We start from the raw sequence: 26,191 nt of genomic DNA on the forward strand, positions 1-26,191 counted from the left end.
AAGTAACAACCGATTTAAGGTGGTTATTGCAGCGGGGCTCACCTCTTCCCATTTCGAACAGAGAAGTTAAGCCCGCTAGCGCAGATGGTACTGCTAACCAGTGGGAGAGTATGTCGCCGCCTTTCTTTATAGAATCCCCAATCTCATTAGAGGTTGGGGATTTTTTTGTATATATATGCTTCATCTGTGAGTATTATTAGGTAATGAATAGTTAAATACTATTGCTAAGTTCTGTTTGTAATTGCTTAATTTGTTTATTATTCTGTTTTTTTTTATATAGCAGAATATTGTTCTGTTTTTGTTTTATTTGTTTGTATATTATTCTTTTTATTTATAAATTTGCACTCGTTAATTAAAGGTAATGGAATACAAGTTAGACGAAGTTGATTTAAAGATTTTGCGATTGATGCAAGATAATGCGAGGATTAATAATTCTGATATAGCAAAGGAGTTAGGAATGGCACCTTCTGCGGTATTAGAGCGAGTTAAGAAATTAGAGAATAAGGATGTTATCTTAGCTTATCACGCAAGAGTTAACCCAAAGGCTTTAGATCAAAAGATGTTATCGTTTATTTTTATTAAAGTTGACGAGATTATTGGTGATGAAGAGACAGGTAGGCTTTTAGCTGAAATTCCTGAGGTTTTAGAAGTTCATGATATTGCTGGTGATGACGGTTATATGATAAAAGTACGCACCACAGATTCTTTGGCATTAGTGCATTTAATGAGAAATTCATTATCTAGAATACAGGGGATTATTTCAACAAGAACAATTATAGTTTTACAGACAGTTAAAGAAGAAAATAAATTAATTATACCAGAAAGGTTAGAGTAGTTATGGGAGCAGTTAGTACAAATAGCACAAACAAAAGCACTGTTATTGCAGCATATATTGTAGTTTATTTTGTTTGGGGGTCAACATTCTTTTTTATACATAAGGCACTAAGTGATTTCACGCCTTTTGTATTAGGTACACTACGTTTTTTTATAGCAAGTCTTATCCTTTTAACTTATTGTAAGATGAAAGGTTATAAGTTATTTAATAAGAAGGTAGTTAAGCAAGCTTGTATCACAGGTTTTTTATTGCTTTTTATTGATATGGGAGCTTTGATATGGGCTGAGCAGCATGTGTCAAGTGGTATTGCAGCTATTATGGCTGCAGCAGCAGCATTGTGGTTTGTTATATTAGATAAACCTCAATGGAGAAATAACTTTTCTAGTATTCCTACTGTTTTAGGGCTATTACTTGGGTTTGTAGGTGTAATTATGCTATTTGCGGAACAGATCAATATAGCAAGCGATGAATCTCAAAGGTTATTGAATATATTTTGTATGGTATTATTGATTTTAGGTTCTATTGCGTGGACTGCAGGATCACTATACTCCAAATATTCAAAAGATAAAAATACAGACGAAGGAGAAGATTTACATGTTATGGTGAAGACTTCTTGGCAAATGATCACAGCAGGAGTGTTGTTCTGTTTGGTTGCAGTTTTAAATGGTGAGTTTGCAGCTTTTGATCCAGTTGAGATTTCTATGTCTGGATGGTTTTCTTTAGGTTACTTAATAACTTTTGGATCTATATTAGCCTTTGGGTCTTATATATGGCTTATTCAAAATAGACCCGTTGTAGAAGTAAGCACTTATGCTTATGTAAATCCTGTAGTTGCGGTTGCTTTAAGTTATTTCTTTACAGATGATATTATTACAAGTTTACAAATTGGAGGATTAGCAGTAGTACTTTTAAGTGTAGGATTAATGAACTGGGATTTATATAAGAATAGCAAGTTTGTAAAAGCCTTTAGTAAAAAGACTAAGGAGAAGACAGCAGTGGTGAAGAACTAAATGTTTTAAACTAGAAAATATAATTTTTAATAATAAATAAGGTCTATAGCATTATGTTATAGACCTTATTTTATTATATATATTCTTATTAGTTATGTTATACAAATGTTCTTTAATATTTTGGATATCAAATATAAAGTTATAATTTTGCACCGCTTTTAGTTCAGTAAGGTTTCGCTAAAAGTAATACTTTACATGTTAAACAACTTCTAGTATTTTATAACTGATATTAAGAAACTTATGGAAACTAGAATACAAATTTTATCAGAGATGTCTGAAAACACAAAAACACAAGAAGAGTTCTTAAAAGATTTTAACTGGGAAAACTACGAAAATGGTATCGATGCAGTTGAAGAAACTCAATTAAAAGAATTCGAAAGCCTAGTAGAAAAAACTTTTATTTCTACTGATGATGAAGAAGTAGTAGAAGGAGTTGTAGTTAGAATTACTGACAGAGACGCTATCGTTGATATCAACGCTAAATCTGAAGGTGTTATTTCTTTAAACGAGTTCCGTTACAATCCAAACTTAAAAGTTGGAGATAAAGTAGAAGTATTAATCGACGTAAGAGAAGATAAATACGGACAATTAGTATTATCTCACAGAAAAGCTCGTACTATCAAAGCTTGGGATAGAGTTATCGCTGCTCATGAGTCTGGAGAGATTGTTAATGGATTCGTTAAATGTAGAACTAAAGGTGGTATGATCGTTGACGTATTCGGAATCGAAGCATTCTTACCAGGTTCTCAAATTGACGTTAAACCAATCCGTGATTACGATCAATACGTAAACAAAACAATGGAATTCAAAGTAGTTAAAATTAACCACGAATTCAAAAACGTTGTTGTTTCTCACAAAGCTCTTATCGAGGCTGATATCGAAGTTCAAAAGAAAGAAATTATCGGTCAATTACAAAAAGGTCAAGTGTTAGAAGGTGTTGTTAAAAACATCACTTCTTACGGAGTATTCATTGACTTAGGAGGTGTAGATGGATTAATCCACATCACTGATTTATCTTGGTCAAGAATCAACCACCCAAGCGAAGTATTGGAATTAGACCAAAAATTAAACGTTGTAATTTTAGATTTCGACGACGAGAAAACAAGAATCCAATTAGGATTAAAACAACTTTACGCTCACCCATGGGATGCTTTAGATTCTAACTTAAACGTTGGTGATAAAGTAAAAGGTAAAGTAGTTGTTTTAGCTGACTACGGTGCTTTCATCGAAGTTGCTGAAGGTGTTGAAGGTTTAATCCACGTTTCAGAAATGTCTTGGTCTACTCACTTAAGATCAGCTCAAGATTTCGTAAAAGTAGGAGACGAAGTAGAGGCAGTTATCTTAACTCTTGATAGAGATGAAAGAAAAATGTCTTTAGGAATCAAACAATTAACTCAAGATCCATGGACTGATATCACTGTTAAGTACCCTGTAGGTTCTAAACACACTGGTATCGTTCGTAACTTTACTAACTTTGGTGTATTCGTAGAATTAGAAGAAGGAATTGATGGATTAATTTACATCTCTGACTTATCTTGGACTAAGAAAATCAAACACCCATCTGAATTTGTAAACGTAGGAGATAAATTAGAAGTAGTTGTTTTAGAGTTAGACGTTGAAGGACGTAAATTATCTTTAGGACACAAACAAACTACAGCTAATCCTTGGGACAAATACGAAGCTGCTTACGCTGTTGGAACTATTCACAATGGAGAAATCTCTGAATTAGTTGACAAAGGTGCTACTGTAGTATTCGAAGATGATGTTGTTGCTTTCATCCCAACTCGTCACTTAGAAAAAGAAGACGGTAAAAAGTTGAAAAAAGGTGAAGCTGCTGATTTCAAAATCATCGAGTTCAATAAAGAATTCAAAAGAGTAGTTGCTTCTCACACTTCTATCTTCCGTGAAGAAGAAGAGAAAAACGTAAAAGCTGTTGAAACTACTGCAAATGCAGCAGAGAAAACAACTTTAGGAGATATCGACGCTTTAGCTGAATTAAAAGAAAGAATGGAGAAAGGAAAATAATTCCTAACTTATAAATTTCAAAAGCCCCAACATAGTTGGGGCTTTTTTTGTACTTATAATTCAGCTATATGTTTTAATAGACTTAATTTTAATATCTTTAATATTAATTAAAGTTAAGTTAATGGGGTGGTTTACTGACAGAAGTAAAAGCTGGGAAATTAAAGAAACAGTATTATTATTAGGAGTAATAGGAATAGTAAGCTTCTTAAGCTTAGGAGTTCTTACGCCTTTTGCTGTATTCTTTTTTGGTAATCGAGTTAGGATATCACATTGGTTAAAGGTTTCCTTCTTTATATCTTCTATTTATTTAGTATTCCTTATTCTAGCATTATTTGTTTTTGTTGCAGGAGAAAACCCTGTATCTATTCTAACGCTGAATTATATCAGTTTTTATATTTATGTGGTTTATTTATCTATTTATACTCCAGAGTACCTACAGAGGTTAGACTTAAAGAATTATATCAATTTAGAAAAGAACAAAGAATACAGTTATCATACTATTATAAAACAAATGCATGATGTCAGATCAGATATATCTAATAAAACGTCTTTCATAACTAATTTAAATCGATTTAAGCGTAGTATAGTTAGTCAATGTATGATTATAGAGATAAACGAAATATTACGTCTTATAGAGGTTATAGGAGTAAATAATTTAAACGTTACAGAGGTGATATTAGAACGTCATGTGTCTACAATAGAGAATGTATTAACTCAATATATAGAACTAACGACTAATTACCATCAAAGTAAAGAAGTACTTGATTCAATAGCAAAGTTAGAAGAGCTTATTAAGTATGCTAGAATAGCTTTAGAGAATGAATTATCTATGATAATAGAGTCTCAGGTTCTTAGTGTTGATGGAGAAGCTTCTGTTTATTTATCTGTTTTAAAAGGAAGGGGTTTTGTGTAATGGGATGGTTTACTAATAATTCAAAACAATGGGAACTACGCGTAGGATGGATATGTTTTCTAGCAATAGCTTTCCCTTTTGTATTTCCACCTATTGCAATGCTGTATATGGGGATACATAGCAAAATTAAAAGCTTAATCTACGCTAGTATACTGTGGACCTCTTTATTTTTAATAGGGTACGGTAGTTATTTTATGTTTGGGAATACAACTAAAGTAGAGATTAGTGTTTTTATTATTTTATTAAGTGGAGCTTTAGTAGTTTCTTTTTATTTAAAAGAGTATTTAAGGAGAGTACATCTAGGTTCTATTATTAAGATAAAATGGAATACATCCTATGATTATATAGATTTTATGCGTCGTAAGGAGATTTCAGAAGTCTTATCTGTTAGTGACTTTATTCATCATCTAATGCAATGGCAACAGCAGATAAAAAATGATGAAGTAAGAGGAAGTGTCTTTACGATGATACAGTTAATCAAATCAATGACTGTAGATAATAAGCATCATATGGATCTATTTATAGAACGTCATGCATATTCCATAGAGAATATGTTGCAACAATATTATCAGATAGAATTGTCTAAGTTAAATAATGAAGTGATAGTATCTGCAGAACAGAAGATAAGAACAACACTTTTAGTAGCGATAAAGGCTTTTGAAAATGAATTAAACAAGAAGGTTCAATATCAACATCTAGCTATAGAAGTGGAATCAGAAGTATACATACGAGATTTAAAAAATAAAGGACTATTATAAAAAGAAATTATGGAAAAGGATATTCAACAAATGCGCACAGATAATGCTTTAGCACCAGAAGTTAGTGTAGAGTTTACCCCTCAAGATTTACAGCAAATAGAATCTTATAAGAAGAGTATTGATTTATCTAATACTACTCAGGTGATACAGTATGGAGCTAGTAGTCAATTAAAAGCAAGTACTTTTGCTACAGAAATATTAAAGCAAGTACAGACAAAAGATTTAGGAGAAACATCTAATCTTCTGGTTTCTCTTCGAGAAGATGTAAAGTCTTTTGAAGGAATAGCAAATAAGAAAAGTTTGTTTCCTATGTTTGATAATATTAAAAAGAAAATAGGTAGGCTTCAAACACAATATAGTAAAGTAGAAACAAATATTAATGCAATAGAGTTACAGCTAGAATGTCATTATAAATTAATGATGAAAGATGTTGCTATGTTTGATAAACTATTTGATGAAAATAAAAATTATTTTAAAGAATTATCACTTTATATCGCAGCAGGAGATCAGAAACTACATGAGCTTAATACAATAGAATTACCAAAGTTAAAAGCAGAAGTAGAACAGGAGAATGATCCAGCTAAGGTTCAGTCATATAAAGATCTAGAACAACAAGTAGTGCGATTCGATAGAAAAGTTCACGATTTAAAATTAACTAGAATGGTTATTCTTCAGTCTTCACCACAGATCAGAATGGTACAGAATAATAGCCTTATGTTAATGGAGAAATTGCAGTCTAGTATAGTAAATACCTTACCTCTATGGAAGAATCAAATGGTATTAACTCTTGGATTAGCACGTTCTCAACAAGCTTTAGGAGCTCAACAAGCTGTAACAGATGCGACTAACGACCTATTGACACGTAATAGTGAGATGCTTAAAGATTCAACTATTAAAATTGCTCAAGAGACAGAAAGAGGTATTGTGGATATTGAGACAATTAGAAAAGTGAATACGGACATTATCAATACGATAGATGAGATAGTGCGTATACAAGCTGATGGTAGAGATAAACGTCGCGCTGTTGAGTTGGAATTAAAGGAACAAGAAAACGATTTAAAGAAACATTTACTCGGTACTACAGAAGGTGCTAAGTAGTTTTATACAAAAAAAGGAGATTCATTAGAATCTCCTTTTTTTGTATATAAGAATAAAGTATTATTTATTTCTCTCAGCAGTAAGCTCAGCAATCTTAACGATAACTTCAGTTGCTTTCACAATACTTTCTACTGGCACATATTCATATTTTCCGTGGAAGTTATGACCACCAGCGAAGATATTAGGACATGGTAATCCCATATATGAAAGTTGAGAACCATCTGTACCACCACGAATAGCTTTGATAAGAGGTTTGATACCTAAATCTTTCATTGCTTGTTCAGCGATATCTACGATATGCATTACTGGTTCTACTTTCTCACGCATGTTGAAATATTGGTCACCGATTTCACAGTTAACGATTGGCCCACCAAATTTCTTAGCATGTTTTTTATTAAACTTCTTAGCTAGTTTAGCAATCTGTTTTTTGCGTTTCTCGTATTTTTTAAGGTTGTGATCACGGATGATTAACTCTACTACAGACTCTTCGATAGTACCAGTTACATGGTGTACGTGGAAGAAACCTTCGTAACCTGTTGTTTTTTGAGGAACTTCATCTTTAGGTAATTGAGAAATGAACTTGTTAGCTAATAAAATAGAGTTAATCATTTTTCCTTTAGCATACCCAGGGTGTACACTCTTACCGTTAAAAGTAAGTTTAGCATATCCTGCATTAAAGTTTTCATATTCTAACTCACCGATTTGACTACCATCCATAGTATAAGCCCACTCAGCACCGAATTTTTTAACGTCGAATAAATGAGCTCCTCTACCAATCTCTTCATCAGGTGTAAATCCGATACGGATTTTACCATGTTTGATTTCAGGATGTTGGATTAAGTATTCCATTGCAGATACAATCTCAGTAATACCTGCTTTATCATCAGCTCCTAATAAAGTAGTACCATCAGTAGTGATGATAGTTTGTCCTTTATATTGAAGAAGATCTTTAAAGTAAGAAGGAGATAATACGATGTTTAATTCTTCGTTCAACATGATATCACCACCATCATAGTTTTTCACTATTTGTGGTTTAACATTAGCACCACTAAAGTCAGGAGATGTATCAAAGTGTGAGATAAACCCAATAGTAGGTACTTCATGCTCTACATTACTTGGCAATGTAGCCATAATGTAAGCATTCTCATCGATAGTTACGTCTTCTAGACCTATTTGTTTTAATTCTTCAACTAATTTGTTAGCTAAATCCCATTGTTTCTCAGTACTCGGACAAGTATTTGAAGATGAATCAGATTCAGTATCAACAGTTACATAACTGATGAAACGGTCAATGATATGTTGCATAATGTATAATATTTTAGTGAAACAAAAATAATAATTAAATGTTGATTAAAGAGATTATACATACTGTATTATTCTAATAAGTTGTTTTTTTAATTAAATGAACTATATGTATCCATGATAATTGAATTTATATGAGGTAGATATTGGTTTTGCTACAGTAATAATTGGAGTTAGTTACTACTATGTTCGATATGACTAAATCATGACTGAATGGTGTATCCGTAGTGAGTCCGTTATTTTAATCAAAATAACGGACTCACTACGGACTCATAACGGACTCACTCCGATGAAAACATGTCTCGTCCTATTATAATTGCACAGTTATAGTTAGTAATCCTATTTAATATTGTACAGTGATCATTTCATTAATTGTGCTGGAAATGGCAATAGTTAATTAATAGTATTAAAGATATAAAACCTCAGTTTAAAAAATAAAGTAAATCGATATAGGCGATTCTAATATTGTATATTTGAAAGTAGAAACAAATAAGTATTTAGGATGAGACTTTATTTATCAATGTTATTGTTATGCTTTACATCTATACTATGGGCAGTAGAGCCTAAAAAAGAGTATGTAGACCACCCAGCTAATTCGACAGTAAAATTTGAAGCATTAGAAATAACAACCTCTGATAATTATAAATTAAAGTCCTGGATTTGTTTTCCTACTAAAGACAAAGATTTAAAACAAGTCTTAGTATTAGCCTATGGAGATGCAGGTAATATGTCATATTATGTTAGGCAGGCATTAGAAGTAGCTAAGTATGGATATACAGTAGTAATGTTTGACTACAGAGGGTATGGAGAGAGTCAGGCATTTGAGATGATAGAGACACAGCTGTATTATGACGAGTTTGTGACAGATTTAAAAGCTGTTGTAGAGTATAGTCAGCACAGATTTCAGCAACCAGTGGGAGTGTGGGCTTTGTCTATGGGAACTATAGCAGGTACATTATTATATTCAGATGTCAAGTATGACTTTATGATAGCAGAGGGATTTGTATCTAGCCCGCAAGATATTATTAGCAAATTAAAACAGTATTTAGATAAGGATTACACGCTTCCTAGCAGTGCTTCACAGTATGAACTAGCGTTGAGTAAATTGACACTACCAGTATTGTATTTTGCTGGAGATAGAGATGGGCTTACTTCACCTAATGATAGCTATAGAGCTAAGTTTCTTAATCCTAAAAGTGATGTGGTTTTATATAAAGGAGCACATTTACAAGGGTTTCAGGCTTTATCAGATAAGACACATGGTGAACGTTATATAAAAGCAATTGATAACTTTCTAGTAAATAAAGATCTATCTATTACAACTACAAAATAAGATGTATCAGTATCAATAGACTGAATTTTAGAATTAAATTATAATAGAATCCTAATAACAAGAGAGGATTTAATAAGTAACTTTGTCTCCGAAATAATCACTTCTGAATACTCTAAGAGATGGAATCTACACACAGACATTTTTTATTATACAAGCCACACGGGTATATAAGCCAATTCATATACGAAAAGAAGAGAACTAAACATAAGTTAGGAGAATTGTATGATTTTCCTGAAGGAACGATGGCTATCGGTCGATTAGACGAAAACTCAGAAGGCTTACTGTTTTTGACTACAGATGGGATGATGAGTGAGAGAGTGAGAGGTGCCCATTATGAGAAAGAATATTATGCTCAAGTAGATGGTGATATCACAGAGGAAGCTGTAGAGCAAATGAGAAATGGCGTATTGATAGGAGTCAAAGGAGAAAAATATATGACTAAACCTTGTGTAGCTGATAAGTTAGACCAATTACCTGATTGGGTAGGAGAGGGAAGACGAATCAGGGACGAGAGACATGGACCTACTAGTTGGGTACGAATAGTGCTGACAGAAGGAAAGTTTAGACAAGTAAGAAAAATGACAGCTCATGTCGGCTATGCTACATTGAGATTAGTAAGAGTACGAATAGGAGAGGTGTCATTAGAAGGATTAAAAGTAGGCGAAGTAAAAGAGGTAGATACATTATAATCTAAGCAGGTATGAATACTAAAGCAAAAGAAAATTATCAATTTCAGAAGATAGTAGCCATCGTTGGAGTACTATTATTTGTTATTAAGATAGTAGCATGGTCTTTAACGCATTCTGTTGCAATTTTAACTGATGCCTTAGAGAGTGTTATTAATGTAATCAGTGGCTTCGTAGGATTATACAGCCTATATTTATCAGCATTACCTCGAGACCGTAATCACCCTTATGGACATGGTAAAGTGGAGTTTATCTCTGCTACTATAGAAGGAGGTATGATTATTATCGCTGGTTTAGTAATTATCTTCGAAGCAATCAGAAACCTTCTTCATCCTCAGCCTATAGGCCAGTTAGACTACGGTATTGTCCTAGTAGCTATTACAGCTATAGTTAACTATATATTAGGATGGTATGCAATTAAAAAAGGAAAAACGAATAAATCATTAGCCCTTGTTGCTAGTGGTAAACATCTACAGTCTGATACTTATTCTACGATTGGTATTATCATCGGTTTAATCTTATTATACTTTACAGGTTACGGATGGTTAGATAGTGGAGTAGCTTTATTATTTGCTGGTATTATTATCGTTACAGGTTACCGCATCGTTAGAGGTGCTATCTCTGGTATAATGGATGAAACAGACGAACAATTATTAGAAGAAGTAGTAGAATATCTACAGGCACATAGACGTGCTAACTGGATAGACTTACACAATCTTCGTATTATTAAGTATGGAGCGGTACTACACTTTGATTGTCATATGACTATTCCATGGTATTTTAATATTGTAGAAGGCCATAAAGAAGTAGAACAATTAGAAAAAGAAATTATCGAAAAGTTTGGGACAGAATTAGAACTGTTCGTTCATATGGATGATTGCAAGCCTTTTTCGTGTAAAATATGTACAGTAGAGAATTGTCAATATCGACAAGCTGATTTTGAACAACAAGTGGAGTGGACTATAGAGAATGTCTTAAAAAATAAAAGACATACCTGTGCTACTGAGAAGAAAGAATAAAACGCTTCTGCTCTCTATTAAATGTAAGATTCTCATCTTCAAAGAAATTATCAAAGACTCCTTGACTTATCAGGGAGTCTGTTTTATTTTGGGTATTATAGTCTTTCTTCAGTACTATAATATCATCGCTAAAAGCTATGGCTAGATCCATATCATGAGAGGAGAACAATATAGCTTTGTTTTCTTCATGAGCTAACCTTTGTAGTAACTTAAAGAGAGCTACTTTATGATGTAGATCTAGATGGTTCGATGGTTCGTCTAGTATAATGATTGGGGTGTCCTGTGCAATAGCTCTAGCTATTAATACACGTTGTAATTGTCCATCACTAAGTTGGCTAATATGTCTATCTGCTAATTCTGTTATTTCTGTTAATAGTATTGCTCTATCTACTTGTGCAGAATCTTCTTCGCTGAGTGTACTATATGAATTCAGGTAAGGAGTTCTTCCTATCTGTATTAACTCACGTACAGTTAGATCTGATACAGGTATCTTTTCGGTAAGAACTATACTTATAAGTGTAGCTAAAGTAGCTTTATTATAGCTTTTTAATTCTTTACTATTTACATACACCTTACCATCTAATATATCCTGATTAGAAGAGATACTTCTCAGTAAAGTAGATTTACCTATACCATTAATGCCTAATAGTGAAGTTAGGGACCCTTTATTTAGTTCAACATTTAGTTGTTGTTGCACCACCTTATTTTTTCCTTTTTTTTGTGGATATCCTATTGATAAGTTTTCAGTTTTCAGTATAGGTGTAGGCATAGTAATGATATTGATATAATATGTGGACTAAAAGTACTTAAATAGATTGTATTATAAAAAACTAGTTTCATAAGCGTGTTTACGTTTCCTAATAAATATAATCTATAGGTGTATGTTAAGTCAATGTTATGTGTTTTTAATTAATGTTTTATTATTGTTAATTATTTTTTATTAATTATTTGAATTTATTTATTAATTGTGTTTTGTTCTTATTATTATGTTAATATGTTTGTTAAAATTCGTTTTTATGTTTGCATCATAATAATAACACAATCAAATGAAACAAAAATTACTTATTGGATTATTAGTCCAATTCTTTTGTGTAACAGCTTTGTATGCTCAAGAGAAAAGAGTGCTTAAAGGTAATGTGAAGGATGAGACAGGAATGTCATTACCAGGAGCATCGATTTATAAAAAGAATACTCAAGAAGGAGTAAGTACAGATTTAGAAGGAAAGTTTAGTATAGATGTATTAGATACGGATGTTTTAGTTTTTTCTTTTATAGGTTATAATGATGAAGAACTATCTGTAGGAACTCAACAGAATGTTGAAATAACTTTACTTCCAGAAAGCTCAGCTTTAGATGAAGTAATCATTACGGCACTAGGGATTAGTAAAGCAGAGAAGAAAGTAGGATATGCTACGCAAAAGGTAGATGTAGCTAAAACACAAGAGGTAGCTACTCCTAATATGGGAAGCTTACTATCAGGACAGGTAGCAGGATTACAAGTGTCTAATGCACCAGGTATGTTACAGAAACCTCAATTTTCACTAAGAGGAAAGACTCCATTAATTATAGTTGATAATATACCTGTTAGTACAGATTTCTACGATATATCACCAGAAGATATCGCAGATATTAATGTCTTAAAGGGTACTAGTGCAGCTGCATTATATGGGTCAAGAGGTAGAAATGGAGCAATTCTGATTACGACTAAAGGAGCTAAGAAAGAAGGGTTAGAGGTGAGCTTAACGCATAATACGATGATTAGTGCAGGGTTTACCGTATATCCTAAAACACAGAAAGAGTATGGTAATGGATCTGATGGGAAGTATGAGTTTTGGGATGGTAAAGATGGAGGTATTAGCGATGGTGATATGAACTGGGGACCTAAATTTATACCAGGTTTAAAAATAGCACAGTGGAACAGCCCTATCAGAGATAAACAGACAGGACAAGTGATAAATTGGTATGGTAACGTAGAAGGGACTATCTATAATGATAGATCTAGATATGAGCGCGTACCCATCACTTGGGAATCTCATGACAACTTAAAAGAGTTCTTAGAAACAGGTGTAAATACTAGAACAAGCTTTGCTATTTCTAATAAAGGAGAAAAGACGTCTTATAGATTAGGTGGAGAGTTTAATTACAATAAAGATCGTGTGCCTAATACAAGTTTATATAGAGGTAATATTTCTTATAAATCTACTACACAGTTTACCGATAAGTTATCATTAGATGCTAAGCTTACTTATGCTAATATTTATTCCCCTAATATTCCTAACTATGATTATAATCCTAGTGGACATATGTATACGGTACTAATTTGGATGGGATCTGACGTTAATGGTAGAGATCTTAAAAGAAATCAGTGGGTACCAGGTATGGAAGGATTTCGTCAGGCTAACTGGAATTATGCTTGGTATAATAATCCTTGGTTTGGGGTAAATAACTTTAAGCGAATTTGGAATAAAGATGTTGTAACTAGTCAGTTGGCATTAAACTATGCAGCAACAGAAGATCTAAAGTTTCAAGCTAGAGGGTCTGTAGTGTCATCTAATGATAAAGAAGAATTACAAAGTCCTAAATCATATTTTAATTATAGTGCAAGTAGAGAAGGTGGATATAGTATTACTAGTCATAAAAATTTGAAATTCGAGTATGACTTCTTAGCCATGTATAAGAAGGATCTGACTAGCTTCTTAAGTATAGATGCGAATGCAGGAGTTGCTTCTAGATACAGTCAGTACAATGCTAATTATTCTGCTGCAGATGGATTGACAGTACCAGGTGTGTATAATTTAGGAAACTCAACGGGACCAGTAACTGCTCAAAATTATTTAGAAAAGAAAGCAGTAAACAGTGTGTATGGAACAGTAGAACTAGATTTTTATAACTCATTCTTTTTCACTTTTGCAGCTAGAAATGACTGGTCATCAAGTTTGATCAAAGAGAATAGATCTTACTTCTATCCATCAACATCCTTAAGTGTTTTATTATCTAATCTTATAGATATGCCAAAGCAAGTAGACTATTTAAAACTGTATACTTCTTGGGCACAAGTTTCTAGTGATTTGTCTCCTTATCAGTTACAATCGGCATATTCTGCTATGGGAAGACCGTTTAATGGTAATCAAATGGTAGAGTATCCTGACTCTATTTTAGATCCAAGTTTATTGCCAGAGAAATCAAATTCTTTTGAATTGGGATTGTCGTCTGCATTTTTTAATAAACGATTAAATTTTGATTTGACTTATTATAGAGTGTTAGATTCTAATTTCTTGATTAGATATCCTGTCTCTGAGGCTTCTGGGTTTAACAATATGTTATTAAATGGAAATGAATACACTACTAAAGGATGGGAAGTAAGTGTTTCTGGAGCAGTAATTAAGAAAGATAATTTTCAGTGGAACTCAACAGTGAACTGGAGTACAAGAGAAAAAAGATTAACTAAAATACATGGTGGTGCTGAAAAGTATGGAGACCTATATCTTAATGATAGATCAGATTCTTATTATGCTACAGAGTGGATGAAGGCTCCTGATGGGCAATTGATTTTAGATGCTAAAACAGGAATGCCTACTGCTAACAAAAAAGCGACGAAGATTGGAAACTTTGGTCCTAAATGGACATTGGGATGGAATAACAACTTTAAATATAAGAAGGTAAATGTAAGTATGGGAATAGACGGTGTCTGGGGAGGTGTTACTCGCTCTCAGGTAGTAGAAAAAATGTGGTGGGGAGGTAAACACCCTAAATCAACGCAATATAGAGATGCAGAGTATGCTAAAGGAGGGCCAGTATATGTACCAGAAGGTGTAAATGTGATCTCAGGAGAACTAATTACAGATGTAAATGGTAATGTAATCTCAGATACAAGACAATTCCAAAAACATACTGGTGCTGTGAGTTGGCAGAGCTGGGCTCAGAATTATCCTTATAGAGCCCGTGTGACAGAGAAGGAGAATAAGTTATTCGCTAACGTATTTGATAGAACATTCTTTAAGTTGAGAACACTAGCTGTATCATATGATTTTACAGAAATGGTTAAGTCAAAAAAGATAAGTCAATTATCTGCTTCTCTAACAGGATATAACCTATTAGTATGGAAGAAATCAAAAGGACTTTATTCAGATCCTGATTATGAAATCAATACAGCAAACGATATTCAAGACCCTTCTACTAGATGGGTAGGTCTAGGAATAAACGTTAAATTCTAACACACATAAAAAGATGAAAAGATATATCAAAATAGTAGCGTTAATCGTAGCAACAATTTCTGTAGGAAGTTGTCAAGATTTAGATAAACTAAGTGAAGATCCAAATAGAATAAAAGAAGCAGATCCATATCTAATCTTACCTAATGTAAGTAGAACTGCTTTTAATTTAGGAGGAATTGGAAAAGAATATGCATCAAGAATGATTATTCAAACTGATGGAGATAATAGCAATCAGTATTTCAAATGGAGTAGCTCTAGCTTTGGATCCTATAAAGATTTGTTACAAGTACAAAAGATGATGGACGAAGCGAAGCGTACAAATAAGGAGGAATATATTGCAGTGGGACATTTCTTAAAAGCAAGAATGTTTTATGATTTGGCTATTACTTTTGGAGATGTACCATATTCAGAAGCACTTCAAGGAGAAAATAAAATACCTTTCCCTAAATATGATAAACAAGAAGATGTCTTCGTAGGAGTATTGAAAGAGTTAGAGCAAGCAGCTATCAAAATTCAAAACAAGAATGCCTTAAGAGGAGATATTATCTATGGTGGAAGTGTAGAGAAATGGAAGAGGTTGATTAATTCTTATCAGTTAAAAGTATTGATGAGTCTATCAAAGAAGAAAACTGTAGGAACAATAAATGTAGCAGAACAGTTTGCTAAAGTATATAATGCAGGTAACCTATTAGCTAATAATAGTGATAATGGACAACTAACATACTATGATCAAGCAGGTAGTAGATATCCTCAATTTAATTCAAGTTCTTACGGATCAAGTATGTATATGTCAGGAACTTTTATTAATTTACTGAAAGATTTGAAAGATCCTCGATTATTTGCGTTTGCACAACAAACAGCAGGAGCTATGGAGAAAGGATTGCCTATTACAGATTTTAGCGGGTATAATGGAGGAGATCCTACTGTACCTTATGCAGAGAATGAAAAGCTAGTACAGGCAAAGAATATTTCGAAAGTTAAGAGTCGTTATTATTTAGATCCAACTAATGAACCAACGAATATACTGAGCTATTCTGAATTGCAGTTTATATTAGCAGAGGCAGCAGCACGTAATTGGATAGGGGGAAATGCAGCAGATTTTTACTATAAAGCAATTAGTGCAAACTTTGAGTTTTATAATACGTATGCTAAAGGAATGGCTAGTTACTATACTAAACAGGCTGTAGATGAGTATATCGCTCAACCAACAGTAAAGTATCAAGGAGGTAATTTAGATGGTCAGTTAAAACAAATCTTGACTCAGAAATATATTACGATGTTTCATCAGTCTAATTGGACTATCTATTACGATCATTTGCGTACGGGGTATCCAGAATTTAAATTACAAGAAGGTATAACTCCACCAACAAGATGGCAATATCCTCAATCGGAATACAATAGAAATCAAAGTAATCTACAACAGGCGTTAAATACACAATTTGGCGGAGCTGATAACATTCGTGGAATTACTTGGTGGTTAAAATAAAAAATATGAGTACAAGAAGAGAATTTATAAAACAGTCCGCTTTATTTTCTAGCGGACTCTCTTTTATCAATGCAATGCCTGCCTCAATACAACGTGCTTTTGATATTGTTGCTCCAGAAGGGACTACTTTTTTAGATGCAGAGCATATTGTTTTTTTAATGCAAGAGAATAGATCTTTTGACCATTGTTTCGGAACCTTAAAAGGGGTTAGAGGGTTTAATGATCCCCGAGCAATGAAATTAAAGTCGGGTATGCCTGTTTGGTTTCAGACAGATGCACATCAGGATATCTATGGTCCATTCAGACTTGATATTGAAAATACTAAAGTAACTTGGATGGGAGGATTGCCTCATAGTTGGCGAGATATGGTAGGTGCTCGTAATGATGGTAAGATGGATAATTGGCTTATCGCCAAGAGACCAGGCCATAAAGAATATAGAGATATGCCACTTACGATGGGGTATTTCTCTAGGGCGGATATTCCATTCTATTATGCGTTAGCTGATGCTTTTACTGTATGTGATCAGCATTTCTGTTCTTCTTTGACAGGAACAAGCGCTAATCGTTCTCATTTTTGGGCAGGAGCTATTAGAGAAAATCCAAAGGATCCAAACTCTGTAGCACACGTAGATAATGGACAAATAAATTACCAAGACGTAAGCTGGACTACTTATCCAGAGCGATTAGAGAAAGCTAATGTCTCGTGGAAGGTGTATCAGAATGAGCTAAGTTTACCAGTAGGACTAAGTAATCCAGAAGAAGATTGGTTAGCAAATTTTACAGATAATAATCTTGAATTTTATAAGCAGTATAATGTTCGTTTTCACAAAGCGCACTATGATTATATGCAGTTTGAATTAGCTAAGCTAAAAGAGGGCTTAAAGTCAAAAGATTTAACTGAGGATAAAATTGAGGCAATCAAAAATGGCATTCAGGGGATAGAAGCAGATATTGCTAAGTATTCTCCAGAGAAGTTTGAAGTATTAAGTGAGTTTGAAAAAGCAATTCATAAGAAGGCATTTGCTACTAATACAGAAGATCTTGATTACCATAAGTTAACTAAGATGACTTATGTTGAAAATGGGGAGAAGAAAACAATGGATGTGCCAAAAGGAGATATCTTTTATCAGTTTAGAAAAGATGTTGATGAGGATAAGTTGCCTATGGTAAGTTGGTTAGTGGCTCCATGTAATTTCTCTGACCACCCTTCGGCACCTTGGTTTGGAGCATGGTATTTATCAGAGGCTATTGATATCCTGACAAAGAACCCTGAGATATGGAAGAAGACTATCTTTATATTGACTTACGATGAGAATGATGGTTATTTTGATCACGTAGCACCTTTTGTTCCACCATTAAGTACTGATAAACAAATGGGAAAAGTAGCAAAAGGAATAGATACACAAGATGAGTGGGTGACTAAAGAACAAGAACGTATTCGTACCAATAAACCTGATAGTCAATTAGCTAGTCCTATAGGTTTAGGATATAGAGTACCTATGATTATTGCTTCTCCATGGACAAGAGGAGGATGGGTTAATTCGGAGGTATTAGATTTGACTTCAACATTACAGTTCTTAGAATATTTTATAGAGAAGAAAACAGGTAAAAAAGTCATAGAAGAGAATATTTCTAATTGGAGAAGAGAAGTATGTGGAAATATGACTAGTGTATTTCAACCAGAACAAGACTTAAGAAATGTTGATTTAGATTTCGTAGATAGAGATCAATATTTGGCTCGTATTATGAGCGCAAGAGAGAAGAAAGTACCTGGAGGTTTTAATAAGTTTGGGCAACGTGAAGTATTAGGAAGTAAGCATTGGACTCTATTGTCTAAGTTCCCTAAACAAGAGGAGGGAATAAAACCATCGTGTGCATTACCTTATAATTTACAAGTGAATTTTAATGTAGCTGCTAGTAAAACTCAGTTGCAAATGGACTTCATTGTTGAATCTAATCAATTAAAGAATAAAGTGTATTCTGCACCTTTACAGGTATATGATATGATGAACCAATCTGATCAATCTCGAGGAATATGGGATTTTGCAGTCAGAGATAGAGAACCAATGGATTACTATTGGAATTTAGTTGATAAGTATCACTTTGATGTGCATGGACCAAATGGTTTTTATAGAAGTTTTAAAGGAGGTAGTAATAGTCTAGGTGTCTATGTAGAATTCTTAGTGGATACGTCATTAAATATTTCTATTCGATTAAAGAATAATAGTTCTAAATCAAAACATATTATTATAAAAGACAGTTTATACCTTAAGAAGGAGGAGGTAATTACTTTATCATCACAAAAAGAAGTTATAGTAAAGTGGGATTACACCAATGTCAAAGGGTGGTATGATATAATATTGAATTGTAAAGAAGATTTGGACTGGCAACAACAATTTGCTGGTCATATAGAAAATGGAAAGGCAAGTATAACCGATCCATTTATGGCAAGTTTGTCAAAATAAGTGTGTGAATAGACAAGAGAAGCTACCTATAAGTTTATGGGTAGCTTTTCTGTTTTTATATAAGATGTAAGACTAAAAAGATAAACTCTTCTTAACATTCAATTCGTTGTGAACTGATTTTTAGAAGTAGAGATTATTAGAATAGGATTAAAGCGTATTCCTGTCTCAAAAAGGCAATTATTCCCGTAAAATAATCTTATATTTGTGTGTAAATTTTTTATTGAAAAAATAATGAAACCAAACACACAACAATTAACAGAGTTAACTACACAAGTAAGAAGAGATATTCTTAGAATGGTACATGCTGTAAGTTCTGGACACCCAGGAGGATCACTAGGATGTGCAGAATTCTTAGTGACTCTGTATCAAAAGTTAATGGATAGAAAAGAAGGGTTTAATATGGATGGTACGGATGAAGATTTATTCTTCTTATCTAACGGACATATTTCACCAGTATTTTATAGCGTATTATCACGTAGTGGATATTTCCCTGTGAGTGAATTAGCTACTTTCAGAAAAATCAATACTCGTTTACAAGGACACCCATGTACTCATGATAAATTACCAGGAGTACGTATGGCTTCAGGGTCATTAGGACAGGGACTTTCTGTAGCTGTAGGAGCTGCTCAAGCTAAAAAATTAAACAAGGATAATAAACTTGTTTATGTTTTAATGGGAGACGGTGAATTACAAGAAGGGCAAAACTGGGAAGCTATTATGTATGCATCTGCTAAGAAAGTAGATAATGTAATCGCTACAGTGGATTTAAACGGAAAACAAATTGATGGACCAACAGAAGATGTATTAAACTTAGGTTCTATGAAAGCTAAGTTCGAAGCTTTTGATTGGGAAGTTATTGAGATAGCAAAAGGTAATGATATTGATTCAATCGTTGCTGGATATGAACAAGCAAAAGCTAAAACAGGAAAAGGAAAACCTGTATGTGTGTTATTACACACTGAGATGGGTAATGGAGTAGACTTTATGATGGGTACTCATGCTTGGCATGGTAAGGCACCTAGTGATGCTCAACTAGAAGAAGCTTTAAAACAAAATCCAGAAACATCTTTCGGAGATTATTAATCTACTAAATTGAATCAAAAATGAAAAAATATACAAATACAGGAAGTAAAGATACACGTTCAGGATTCGGTGCTGGACTTACTGAATTAGGACAAAAGAACGAGAATGTAGTAGCATTATGTGCTGACTTAATTGGATCGTTAAAAATGGATGATTTTAAAAAGAATCACCCAGAGCGTTTCTTTCAAGTAGGTATTGCTGAGGCAAATATGATTGGATTAGCTGCAGGTATGACTATCGGTGGTAAAATACCTTTCACAGGGACTTTCGCTAACTTCTCTACAGGACGTGTTTATGATCAAATCCGTCAATCTGTAGCGTATTCAGAGAAGAATGTAAAAATATGTGCTTCTCACGCTGGATTAACATTAGGAGAAGATGGTGCTACTCACCAAATCTTAGAAGATATCGGATTAATGAAGATGCTTCCTAATATGACTGTAATCAATACTTGTGATTATAATCAAACTAAAGCAGCTACTTTAGCTATTGCTGATTATGATGGACCTGTTTACTTAAGATTTGGACGTCCAGTAGTGCCTAACTTTATGCCTGCTGATGAGAAGTTCGTAATAGGTAAAGCTATTTTATTAAATGAAGGAACTGATGTAACGATTGTTGCTACAGGACACTTAGTATGGGAAGCTTTAATCGCTGCTGAAGAATTAGAAGCAAAAGGAATCTCTGCTGAGGTAATCAATATTCACACTATCAAACCTCTTGATGAAGAAGCTATCTTAAAATCAGTAGCTAAAACAGGATGTATAGTAACAGCTGAAGAACACAACTTCTTAGGAGGATTAGGAGAAAGCGTATCTAGAGTATTAGCTTTAAATAATCCATTACCACAAGAATTTGTAGCTGTACAAGATACTTTCGGAGAGTCTGGTACTCCAGAGCAATTAATGGAAAAATACGGATTGAATGCAGCTGCTATTGTTGAGAAAGCACAAGTAGTTATCAAACGTAAAAAATAATAAGTACTCAAGTATTTATATAGTAAAAGAGGCTATTCATTATTTTGAATAGCCTCTTCTTTTTTGAATCTAGTTGTTGTAGATATTTATTAATTCTGTTAGTGGGTCTTTCTTTTTTAACTCTTCTAAGTTCTTATATGTTGTTGTTTTTACTTTACGATCATTTATATAAAAATCTATTTTATAAGTAGAACCTACTTTAGTGATTTCTGTTCCTTCAGAAGGCTCTCCTTTATCATTGTACTTCAAGAAACCAAATTGATTATTATTGTCTTTATTCTTCGTTGATAATTTCTCTGTTATATCGATTTGTAGTCTTTCTTTTGATTCTTTATCAGCACTTTTTAAAGCCGCAGTAGCATTTAGTACTGTTTCAAATTGATTAGCGTGCTCAGTAAAGAACTCTTCGGGTGTTTGTGTATTAAATGGGTGGAAACTATAAAAAGTATGTAATGTTTCTTGTGATTTATAATTATCTCGCAGTTCATTATAGTATTCTTCACTTAGTACTATTGTATTGTAGCTTTTTATTGTATTGTCTTCTAGGTAATATATTTTATTTGAGTTAGGTGTTTTATCTGTTACCTCTTTTGGTTTCTTAATATCTACTTTTCCATTTTGATCATATAATTCAATATCTAGATATTGTGATTTCTTAAATATCTTTAAATAGAGTGGAGAAGAAAAGTCTTTTATAATTACTTCATCATTAACGTATTCAATTGTATTTCTGTTAAAGGCGTGCATTCCAAAACCATTTATTTCTATTAAATTAATTTTACCATTGAGATATCTTAGCCTTAATAATAATCCTTTATCAGATAGATATCTATAACCAGTGGTAACTTTACCATCTTTAAAAATAGTACGTTGGTCATATAGTAATTTAGTAAAGCTATCTAGCTGTTCTAAGAAGTCAAAACTATATTGATATAATCTTATGCCGTTTTCATAATAATCAACTAAATGAATATTGTCTATTATTGTTTCAGGACTTATAAAGTACCCATTATAAGGTTTTTCATTGTTATAGAAACCAGTGTAGCTAGGCTGCATATCTTCTATAATTTTGAAAGTATAGTATAAAACTTTGATCAATTGATCTTTAGTATAATATTCTGTGTATTGAAGGTCTCTTAGTTCGTCATCATAGCCTTTGTCTTTATAATAATCAATGCTAACTAATTCTCCATTCTTATAGTTTTTCTGTTGTTTACCTTCAATAGAAGCACCATTAACAGGTAGTCCATTTTTATTATTATCATGTTTTTCCTTAGTAGTCTCTTTCCCTTGAGTATCATAATAAATCTTATTTTGACCAAAGGATAATATTGATAATAAAGAAGTTAATAGAGTAAGTAATTTATTTATAGTCATAGTTTTATAGCCTTTTATATAATAAATGTACTAAAACTTTCTGTAAGATATATAGTTTATAGTATTGGGTAATAAAAAAGCGAGAGAGTAATAGTACTCTCTCGCTTTATATATTAAATAGAATTATTTATTTCTTTTTTTGAGGCCAGATAATCTCTCCGTCTTTTTGATCAGGGAAGCAAGATTTTTCTAAATATCTAAAGATGTCAGAACAAGTTTTTAATCTTGCGTCATAGTATGGTAGAGTGATGTACTTAGTAGCATCTTTCTCCTTATGTTGTAATTCTGTTCTAGTTAAAACTCCGTCTCCATCATCATCGTCATCAAGGAAGTTAGGAATACCGTCACCATCTGTATCAAATGCAAAGTAATCATGAATAGTCAACTTTAGATCTAATAACTCTTGGTCAGTTAAAGCTCTGTTTAATTCAGCTGATTTCTTCATCACTTTTTCTGCTTCGTATTTAGAAAGTATACCATCTCCATCATGATCACGTTCTCTCTTAGAGATAAGAGTCATATCCATTATATGAGGGTGGTAAGCTTTTACTTTAGAACCGTAACCAGCATTAAACATACCTAATCCTGAAGGAATTATCGCTATAATTCTACCTGCAGAACCTGGTTTATATGTTGGAATACCATTAGCGCCAACTTTAATATCTGTAGCAGTTCTAAGCTTGGTTAATATTTGTCTTTCACCTGTTCTTAATTGCTCAGGAATTAGACCAGATCCACCACCTTGAGATAAATAACCAAACTCTTTAAGTGTAATAGGGAATGAATAGTAAGAACCTATTATACCATTATCTGTTGCAACCTCATTCTTTAATGAAGTCATTTTTGTTTTTACAAATACAGAATCTATAGTTGAGATTAAATCACCTTCTCCTAGTTGTTTATTATTATTTGCATCTGGTACAATAAAATAAGCTACTTTATAAGAAAGGGTATCTTTAGGTTTAGTAAATTTTAAAGAAGTATTACCATTAGATAATCTATATGCTTCATACTCGTAGTTGTCTGAAGTTATATCTTCATACTCTATTTTTATTCTAGGGTCTTTTCTTAAAGGAAGTTTACTATTATCCTTGTTTTTAGGACTAGTAAGACTGTCAAAAGAAACATTATCTCCATCAATAATTAAGTAGTTATTATCTATAAAATCTTCAATCTGCTTAGCATTTTCTTCACGTACCTCCTTACGATCTCTTAGATTTACGACTGTTGGGCCATTGTTCCCATCATCTTTACTACAATTGGCAGCTATTAGTCCTATAAAAGTAAGACCCAAAACTGTAAATAATCTATTCATTTTTTGACTTATTTTAGTAGTGCAAGATACAATTTTACTTTATTTTTGTGTACTTTGTTAGAGAAATTTAATGCGAAATTATGCGAATTGACAAATATTTATGGTGTGTTAGATACTATAAAACTAGAAATATAGCAACAGAAGCTTGTAAAAAAGGACATATTACAGTAAATGGGCAAGCAGCAAAAGCTTCACGAGAAGTCTTTGCAACTGATAAGATAACACTTAGAAAGGATCAGATAACTTATAAACTAACTGTATTAGATGTACCGCCAAATAGGGTAGGTGCTAAGTTAGTAGATATATATCGCAAAGATGAAACACCTGCAGAAGCATTCGAACATCTAGAATTATTAAAATTGTCTAAAGATTATTACCGTGCTAAAGGTACTGGTAGACCAACTAAGAAGGATAGAAGGGATATCGATGATTTTCATGATTATGACGAAGATGATAATATAGATAATAATATAGATAATAATACAGAGACTACTAATGAATCAGAAGTTTAATAAAGCTTTTTGGGAAGAGAAGTATATAACTAGTACAGATAAATGGCATACAGGAAGCGTCACTACTCCTATTAAAGAGTATATCGATCAGATATCAGATAAGACTCAGGATGTATTGATACCAGGTTTAGGGCATGGACATGAGTTATATTATCTATCTCAAAGTGGGTTTAGTAATATAAGAGGACTTGACTTTACTGATATAGCAGTGAAAGAAACAGCTAACAGTGTAGAGGATTTTCCTTTAGATAAAGTAACTTTAGGAGACTTCTTCGCGCATACAGGTCAATATGATTTGATTATAGAGCAGACATTCTTTTGTTCTTTACCTATTAGTAGTAGGACAGCCTATGTTGATAAAATGTATGAGTTATTAAAACCAGGAGGTAAATTAGTAGGTGTACTATTTGATTGTAATTTTGCAACTGATACACCTCCTTTTGGCGGAAGTAAGGAGGAATATATAAATTTGTTTAAAGATAAGTTTGCAATTAATGTTTTAGAAACAGCACATAACTCTATTAAGCCTCGCGCAGGAAGAGAGTTATTTTTTATAATTAATAAACAACATGACTAAAAAAATTATTTTAACTAAAGAACAGATTAAGTTTACTACTAAACGTATCGCTTACCAGATCTACGAAACTTATATAAATGAAGAGGAGATAGTGATAGCAGGTGTTGCAAATAGTGGTTATACCTTTGCACAAAAAATAAGTGAAGCTCTACAGGAGATATCTTCTATTAAAGTAGTGTTATGCGAAGTGCGTATCGATAAGCAGAACCCTATTAACCCTATAGAGACATCTCTAGACAGTACAGCGTATAAAGATAAGTGCGTTGTATTAGTAGATGACGTGTTAAATTCAGGTGCTACTCTTATTTATGGAGTGAAACATTTCTTAGATGTACCATTAAAGAAATTAAAGACAGCTGTATTAGTAGACCGTAATCATAAAAAATATCCCGTTAAAGCGGACTTTAAAGGGATATCTTTATCTACATCATTATTAGAGCATATACAAGTAGTCTTCGATGGAGAAGAAGAATATGCGTATTTAAGCTAATTAATAAGGTTTATTATATCTTGAGTTACCTCTATAGGAGATTTATTATCTATTGATATAATATTTTTGGCTTGATGGTAGAAATAGCTACGATCAAACAGATGCTTAGCAATAAAAGTTTCAAGAGTATCGTCTGAATTCTGGTTAAGAAGAGGACGGTGCTCTTTTTCTTTTTCTAATCGTTCTACAAGTGTTTTTATAGAACCTTTTAAATAGAATGACATGACATCATCCCTTTGTAACGCTAAATGATTATTTGCATAGCATGGAGTACCTCCTCCTAAACTAAGTATGAAGTTCTCTCGAGTATCTATTATTTCGTGTAATAATAGGTGTTCTTGTTTTCTAAAGTAGACTTCACCTTTGGTTTTAAACATTGTTGAAATTGACATTTGTTGTTTTTTCTCTATTTCAGCATCTAAATCTATGAAATCAAAACCTAGTCGTTCCGCTAGTATTTTGCCAATAGTTGATTTTCCTGAGCCCATGTAGCCTAAAAGAAGAATTTTTTTCATAAAAACAAGGGGTTGTTTATTAGAGTGTTAGGTAATATTTGAAAATAAAAGTCAAAAATAAAACAAATATGTGTCGGATTTTTAAAAAAAGCTCCTATATTTGCACCCGCAATCAGGAATTGAAAACGACTCGATAGCTCAGTTGGTAGAGCACAACACTTTTAATGTTGGGGTCCTGGGTTCGAGCCCCAGTCGGGTCAC

The 26,191-nt window shown here is 32.9% G+C and carries 22 protein-coding genes, 1 tRNA gene and 1 rRNA gene; 19 read left to right on the forward strand and 5 right to left on the reverse strand.

Features of this window, described 5'->3' with window-relative positions:
* Window positions 1-15: 15 nt before the first annotated feature.
* The 7 genes from rrf to BMX53_RS16145 all read left to right on the forward strand — a co-directional run bounded on the left by rrf (window position 16) and on the right by BMX53_RS16145 (window position 6,639).
* A 5S ribosomal RNA gene (gene rrf, locus BMX53_RS16115) occupies window positions 16-125 on the forward strand.
* Window positions 126-361: 236 nt separating this feature from the next.
* Window positions 362-835 carry an Lrp/AsnC family transcriptional regulator gene (locus BMX53_RS16120; RefSeq protein ID WP_038988551.1) on the forward strand — a complete coding sequence of 158 codons (474 nt, stop codon included), beginning with the start codon at window positions 362-364 and terminating at the stop codon, window positions 833-835.
* Window positions 836-837: 2 nt separating this feature from the next.
* The gene (locus tag BMX53_RS16125; RefSeq protein WP_038988550.1) at window positions 838-1,845 is read left to right on the forward strand and encodes an EamA family transporter; all 1,008 of its coding nucleotides are present in this window, start codon (window positions 838-840) and stop codon (window positions 1,843-1,845) included.
* Between the two features lie 270 nt (window positions 1,846-2,115).
* Window positions 2,116-3,870 (forward strand): 30S ribosomal protein S1, encoded by a 1,755-nt coding sequence (gene rpsA, locus BMX53_RS16130; RefSeq protein WP_038988552.1) that lies wholly within the window; start codon window positions 2,116-2,118, stop codon window positions 3,868-3,870.
* Between the two features lie 121 nt (window positions 3,871-3,991).
* Window positions 3,992-4,783, forward strand: a complete 792-nt coding sequence (locus BMX53_RS16135; RefSeq protein ID WP_074747640.1) for a hypothetical protein — start codon at window positions 3,992-3,994, stop codon at window positions 4,781-4,783.
* Complete coding sequence (locus BMX53_RS16140) at window positions 4,783-5,541, forward strand: hypothetical protein (RefSeq protein ID WP_074747643.1); 759 nt, start codon at window positions 4,783-4,785, stop codon at window positions 5,539-5,541. The genes BMX53_RS16135 and BMX53_RS16140 overlap by 1 nt, the downstream gene beginning before the upstream one ends.
* A gap of 9 nt (window positions 5,542-5,550) precedes the next feature.
* Window positions 5,551-6,639, forward strand: a complete 1,089-nt coding sequence (locus BMX53_RS16145) for a toxic anion resistance protein (RefSeq protein ID WP_074747646.1) — start codon at window positions 5,551-5,553, stop codon at window positions 6,637-6,639.
* A gap of 60 nt (window positions 6,640-6,699) precedes the next feature.
* On the opposite strand, the gene pepT is transcribed toward BMX53_RS16145, so the two are convergent.
* Window positions 6,700-7,944, reverse strand: coding sequence for a peptidase T (pepT, locus tag BMX53_RS16150; protein WP_038987819.1), 1,245 nt, complete (start codon window positions 7,942-7,944; stop codon window positions 6,700-6,702).
* Window positions 7,945-8,443: 499 nt separating this feature from the next.
* Here pepT and BMX53_RS16155 point away from each other — a divergent pair, with 499 nt between their 5' ends.
* The 3 genes from BMX53_RS16155 (at window position 8,444) to BMX53_RS16165 (ending at window position 10,979) form a co-directional block, all read left to right on the forward strand.
* Window positions 8,444-9,274 (forward strand): alpha/beta hydrolase, encoded by an 831-nt coding sequence (locus BMX53_RS16155; protein WP_074747649.1) that lies wholly within the window; start codon window positions 8,444-8,446, stop codon window positions 9,272-9,274.
* A 119-nt stretch (window positions 9,275-9,393) separates the two neighbouring features.
* Window positions 9,394-9,963, forward strand: a complete 570-nt coding sequence (locus BMX53_RS16160) for a pseudouridine synthase (RefSeq protein ID WP_074747652.1) — start codon at window positions 9,394-9,396, stop codon at window positions 9,961-9,963.
* 11 nt (window positions 9,964-9,974) lie between these two features.
* On the forward strand, window positions 9,975-10,979 hold the full coding sequence (locus BMX53_RS16165; RefSeq protein WP_074747655.1) for a cation diffusion facilitator family transporter: 1,005 nt from the start codon (window positions 9,975-9,977) through the stop codon (window positions 10,977-10,979).
* Here the strand turns inward: BMX53_RS16165 and BMX53_RS16170 are convergent.
* Window positions 10,960-11,748 carry an ABC transporter ATP-binding protein gene (locus BMX53_RS16170; protein ID WP_074747658.1) on the reverse strand — a complete coding sequence of 263 codons (789 nt, stop codon included), beginning with the start codon at window positions 11,746-11,748 and terminating at the stop codon, window positions 10,960-10,962. The genes BMX53_RS16165 and BMX53_RS16170 overlap by 20 nt on opposite strands.
* 277 nt (window positions 11,749-12,025) lie before the next feature.
* Between BMX53_RS16170 and BMX53_RS16175 the strand changes: the two genes are divergently transcribed.
* The 5 genes from BMX53_RS16175 (at window position 12,026) to BMX53_RS16195 (ending at window position 21,204) form a co-directional block, all read left to right on the forward strand.
* A complete protein-coding gene (locus BMX53_RS16175; RefSeq protein WP_074747661.1) occupies window positions 12,026-15,193 on the forward strand; it encodes a SusC/RagA family TonB-linked outer membrane protein in 3,168 nt (1,055 codons plus the stop codon).
* Between the two features lie 13 nt (window positions 15,194-15,206).
* Complete coding sequence (locus BMX53_RS16180) at window positions 15,207-16,679, forward strand: SusD/RagB family nutrient-binding outer membrane lipoprotein (RefSeq protein WP_074747664.1); 1,473 nt, start codon at window positions 15,207-15,209, stop codon at window positions 16,677-16,679.
* A gap of 5 nt (window positions 16,680-16,684) precedes the next feature.
* Entirely contained in the window at window positions 16,685-19,144 is a 2,460-nt protein-coding gene (locus BMX53_RS16185; RefSeq protein WP_074747713.1) for a phosphocholine-specific phospholipase C, read from the forward strand.
* 231 nt (window positions 19,145-19,375) lie between these two features.
* Window positions 19,376-20,227, forward strand: a complete 852-nt coding sequence (locus BMX53_RS16190) for a transketolase (RefSeq protein ID WP_074747667.1) — start codon at window positions 19,376-19,378, stop codon at window positions 20,225-20,227.
* 20 nt (window positions 20,228-20,247) lie between these two features.
* Complete coding sequence (locus BMX53_RS16195; RefSeq protein ID WP_038987810.1) at window positions 20,248-21,204, forward strand: transketolase family protein; 957 nt, start codon at window positions 20,248-20,250, stop codon at window positions 21,202-21,204.
* A 69-nt stretch (window positions 21,205-21,273) separates the two neighbouring features.
* On the opposite strand, the gene BMX53_RS16200 is transcribed toward BMX53_RS16195, so the two are convergent.
* Both BMX53_RS16200 and BMX53_RS16205 read right to left on the reverse strand, forming a co-directional pair.
* On the reverse strand, window positions 21,274-22,581 hold the full coding sequence (locus BMX53_RS16200) for a hypothetical protein (RefSeq protein ID WP_074747670.1): 1,308 nt from the start codon (window positions 22,579-22,581) through the stop codon (window positions 21,274-21,276).
* Window positions 22,582-22,708: 127 nt separating this feature from the next.
* Window positions 22,709-23,896, reverse strand: coding sequence for a hypothetical protein (locus BMX53_RS16205; RefSeq protein WP_074747673.1), 1,188 nt, complete (start codon window positions 23,894-23,896; stop codon window positions 22,709-22,711).
* Between the two features lie 80 nt (window positions 23,897-23,976).
* Here BMX53_RS16205 and BMX53_RS16210 point away from each other — a divergent pair, with 80 nt between their 5' ends.
* The 3 genes from BMX53_RS16210 to BMX53_RS16220 are packed head-to-tail and all read left to right on the forward strand — an operon-like array spanning window position 23,977 to window position 25,475.
* Complete coding sequence (locus BMX53_RS16210; protein ID WP_074747675.1) at window positions 23,977-24,408, forward strand: RNA-binding S4 domain-containing protein; 432 nt, start codon at window positions 23,977-23,979, stop codon at window positions 24,406-24,408.
* The gene (locus tag BMX53_RS16215; RefSeq protein WP_038987806.1) at window positions 24,392-24,985 is read left to right on the forward strand and encodes a methyltransferase domain-containing protein; all 594 of its coding nucleotides are present in this window, start codon (window positions 24,392-24,394) and stop codon (window positions 24,983-24,985) included. Before BMX53_RS16210 ends, BMX53_RS16215 begins: the two co-directional genes overlap by 17 nt.
* Window positions 24,978-25,475: a phosphoribosyltransferase family protein gene (locus BMX53_RS16220; RefSeq protein WP_038987805.1), complete on the forward strand. Its 498-nt coding sequence runs from the start codon at window positions 24,978-24,980 to the stop codon at window positions 25,473-25,475. Before BMX53_RS16215 ends, BMX53_RS16220 begins: the two co-directional genes overlap by 8 nt.
* Here the strand turns inward: BMX53_RS16220 and BMX53_RS16225 are convergent.
* The gene (locus BMX53_RS16225; protein WP_074747677.1) at window positions 25,472-25,990 is read right to left on the reverse strand and encodes a shikimate kinase; all 519 of its coding nucleotides are present in this window, start codon (window positions 25,988-25,990) and stop codon (window positions 25,472-25,474) included. The genes BMX53_RS16220 and BMX53_RS16225 overlap by 4 nt on opposite strands.
* Before the next feature lie 127 nt (window positions 25,991-26,117).
* Here BMX53_RS16225 and BMX53_RS16230 point away from each other — a divergent pair.
* Window positions 26,118-26,190 (forward strand) — tRNA-Lys (locus BMX53_RS16230).
* Window position 26,191 lies beyond the last annotated feature (1 nt).

Source organism: Myroides marinus, from assembly GCF_900109075.1.
GTDB lineage: Bacteria > Bacteroidota > Bacteroidia > Flavobacteriales > Flavobacteriaceae > Flavobacterium > Flavobacterium marinum_A.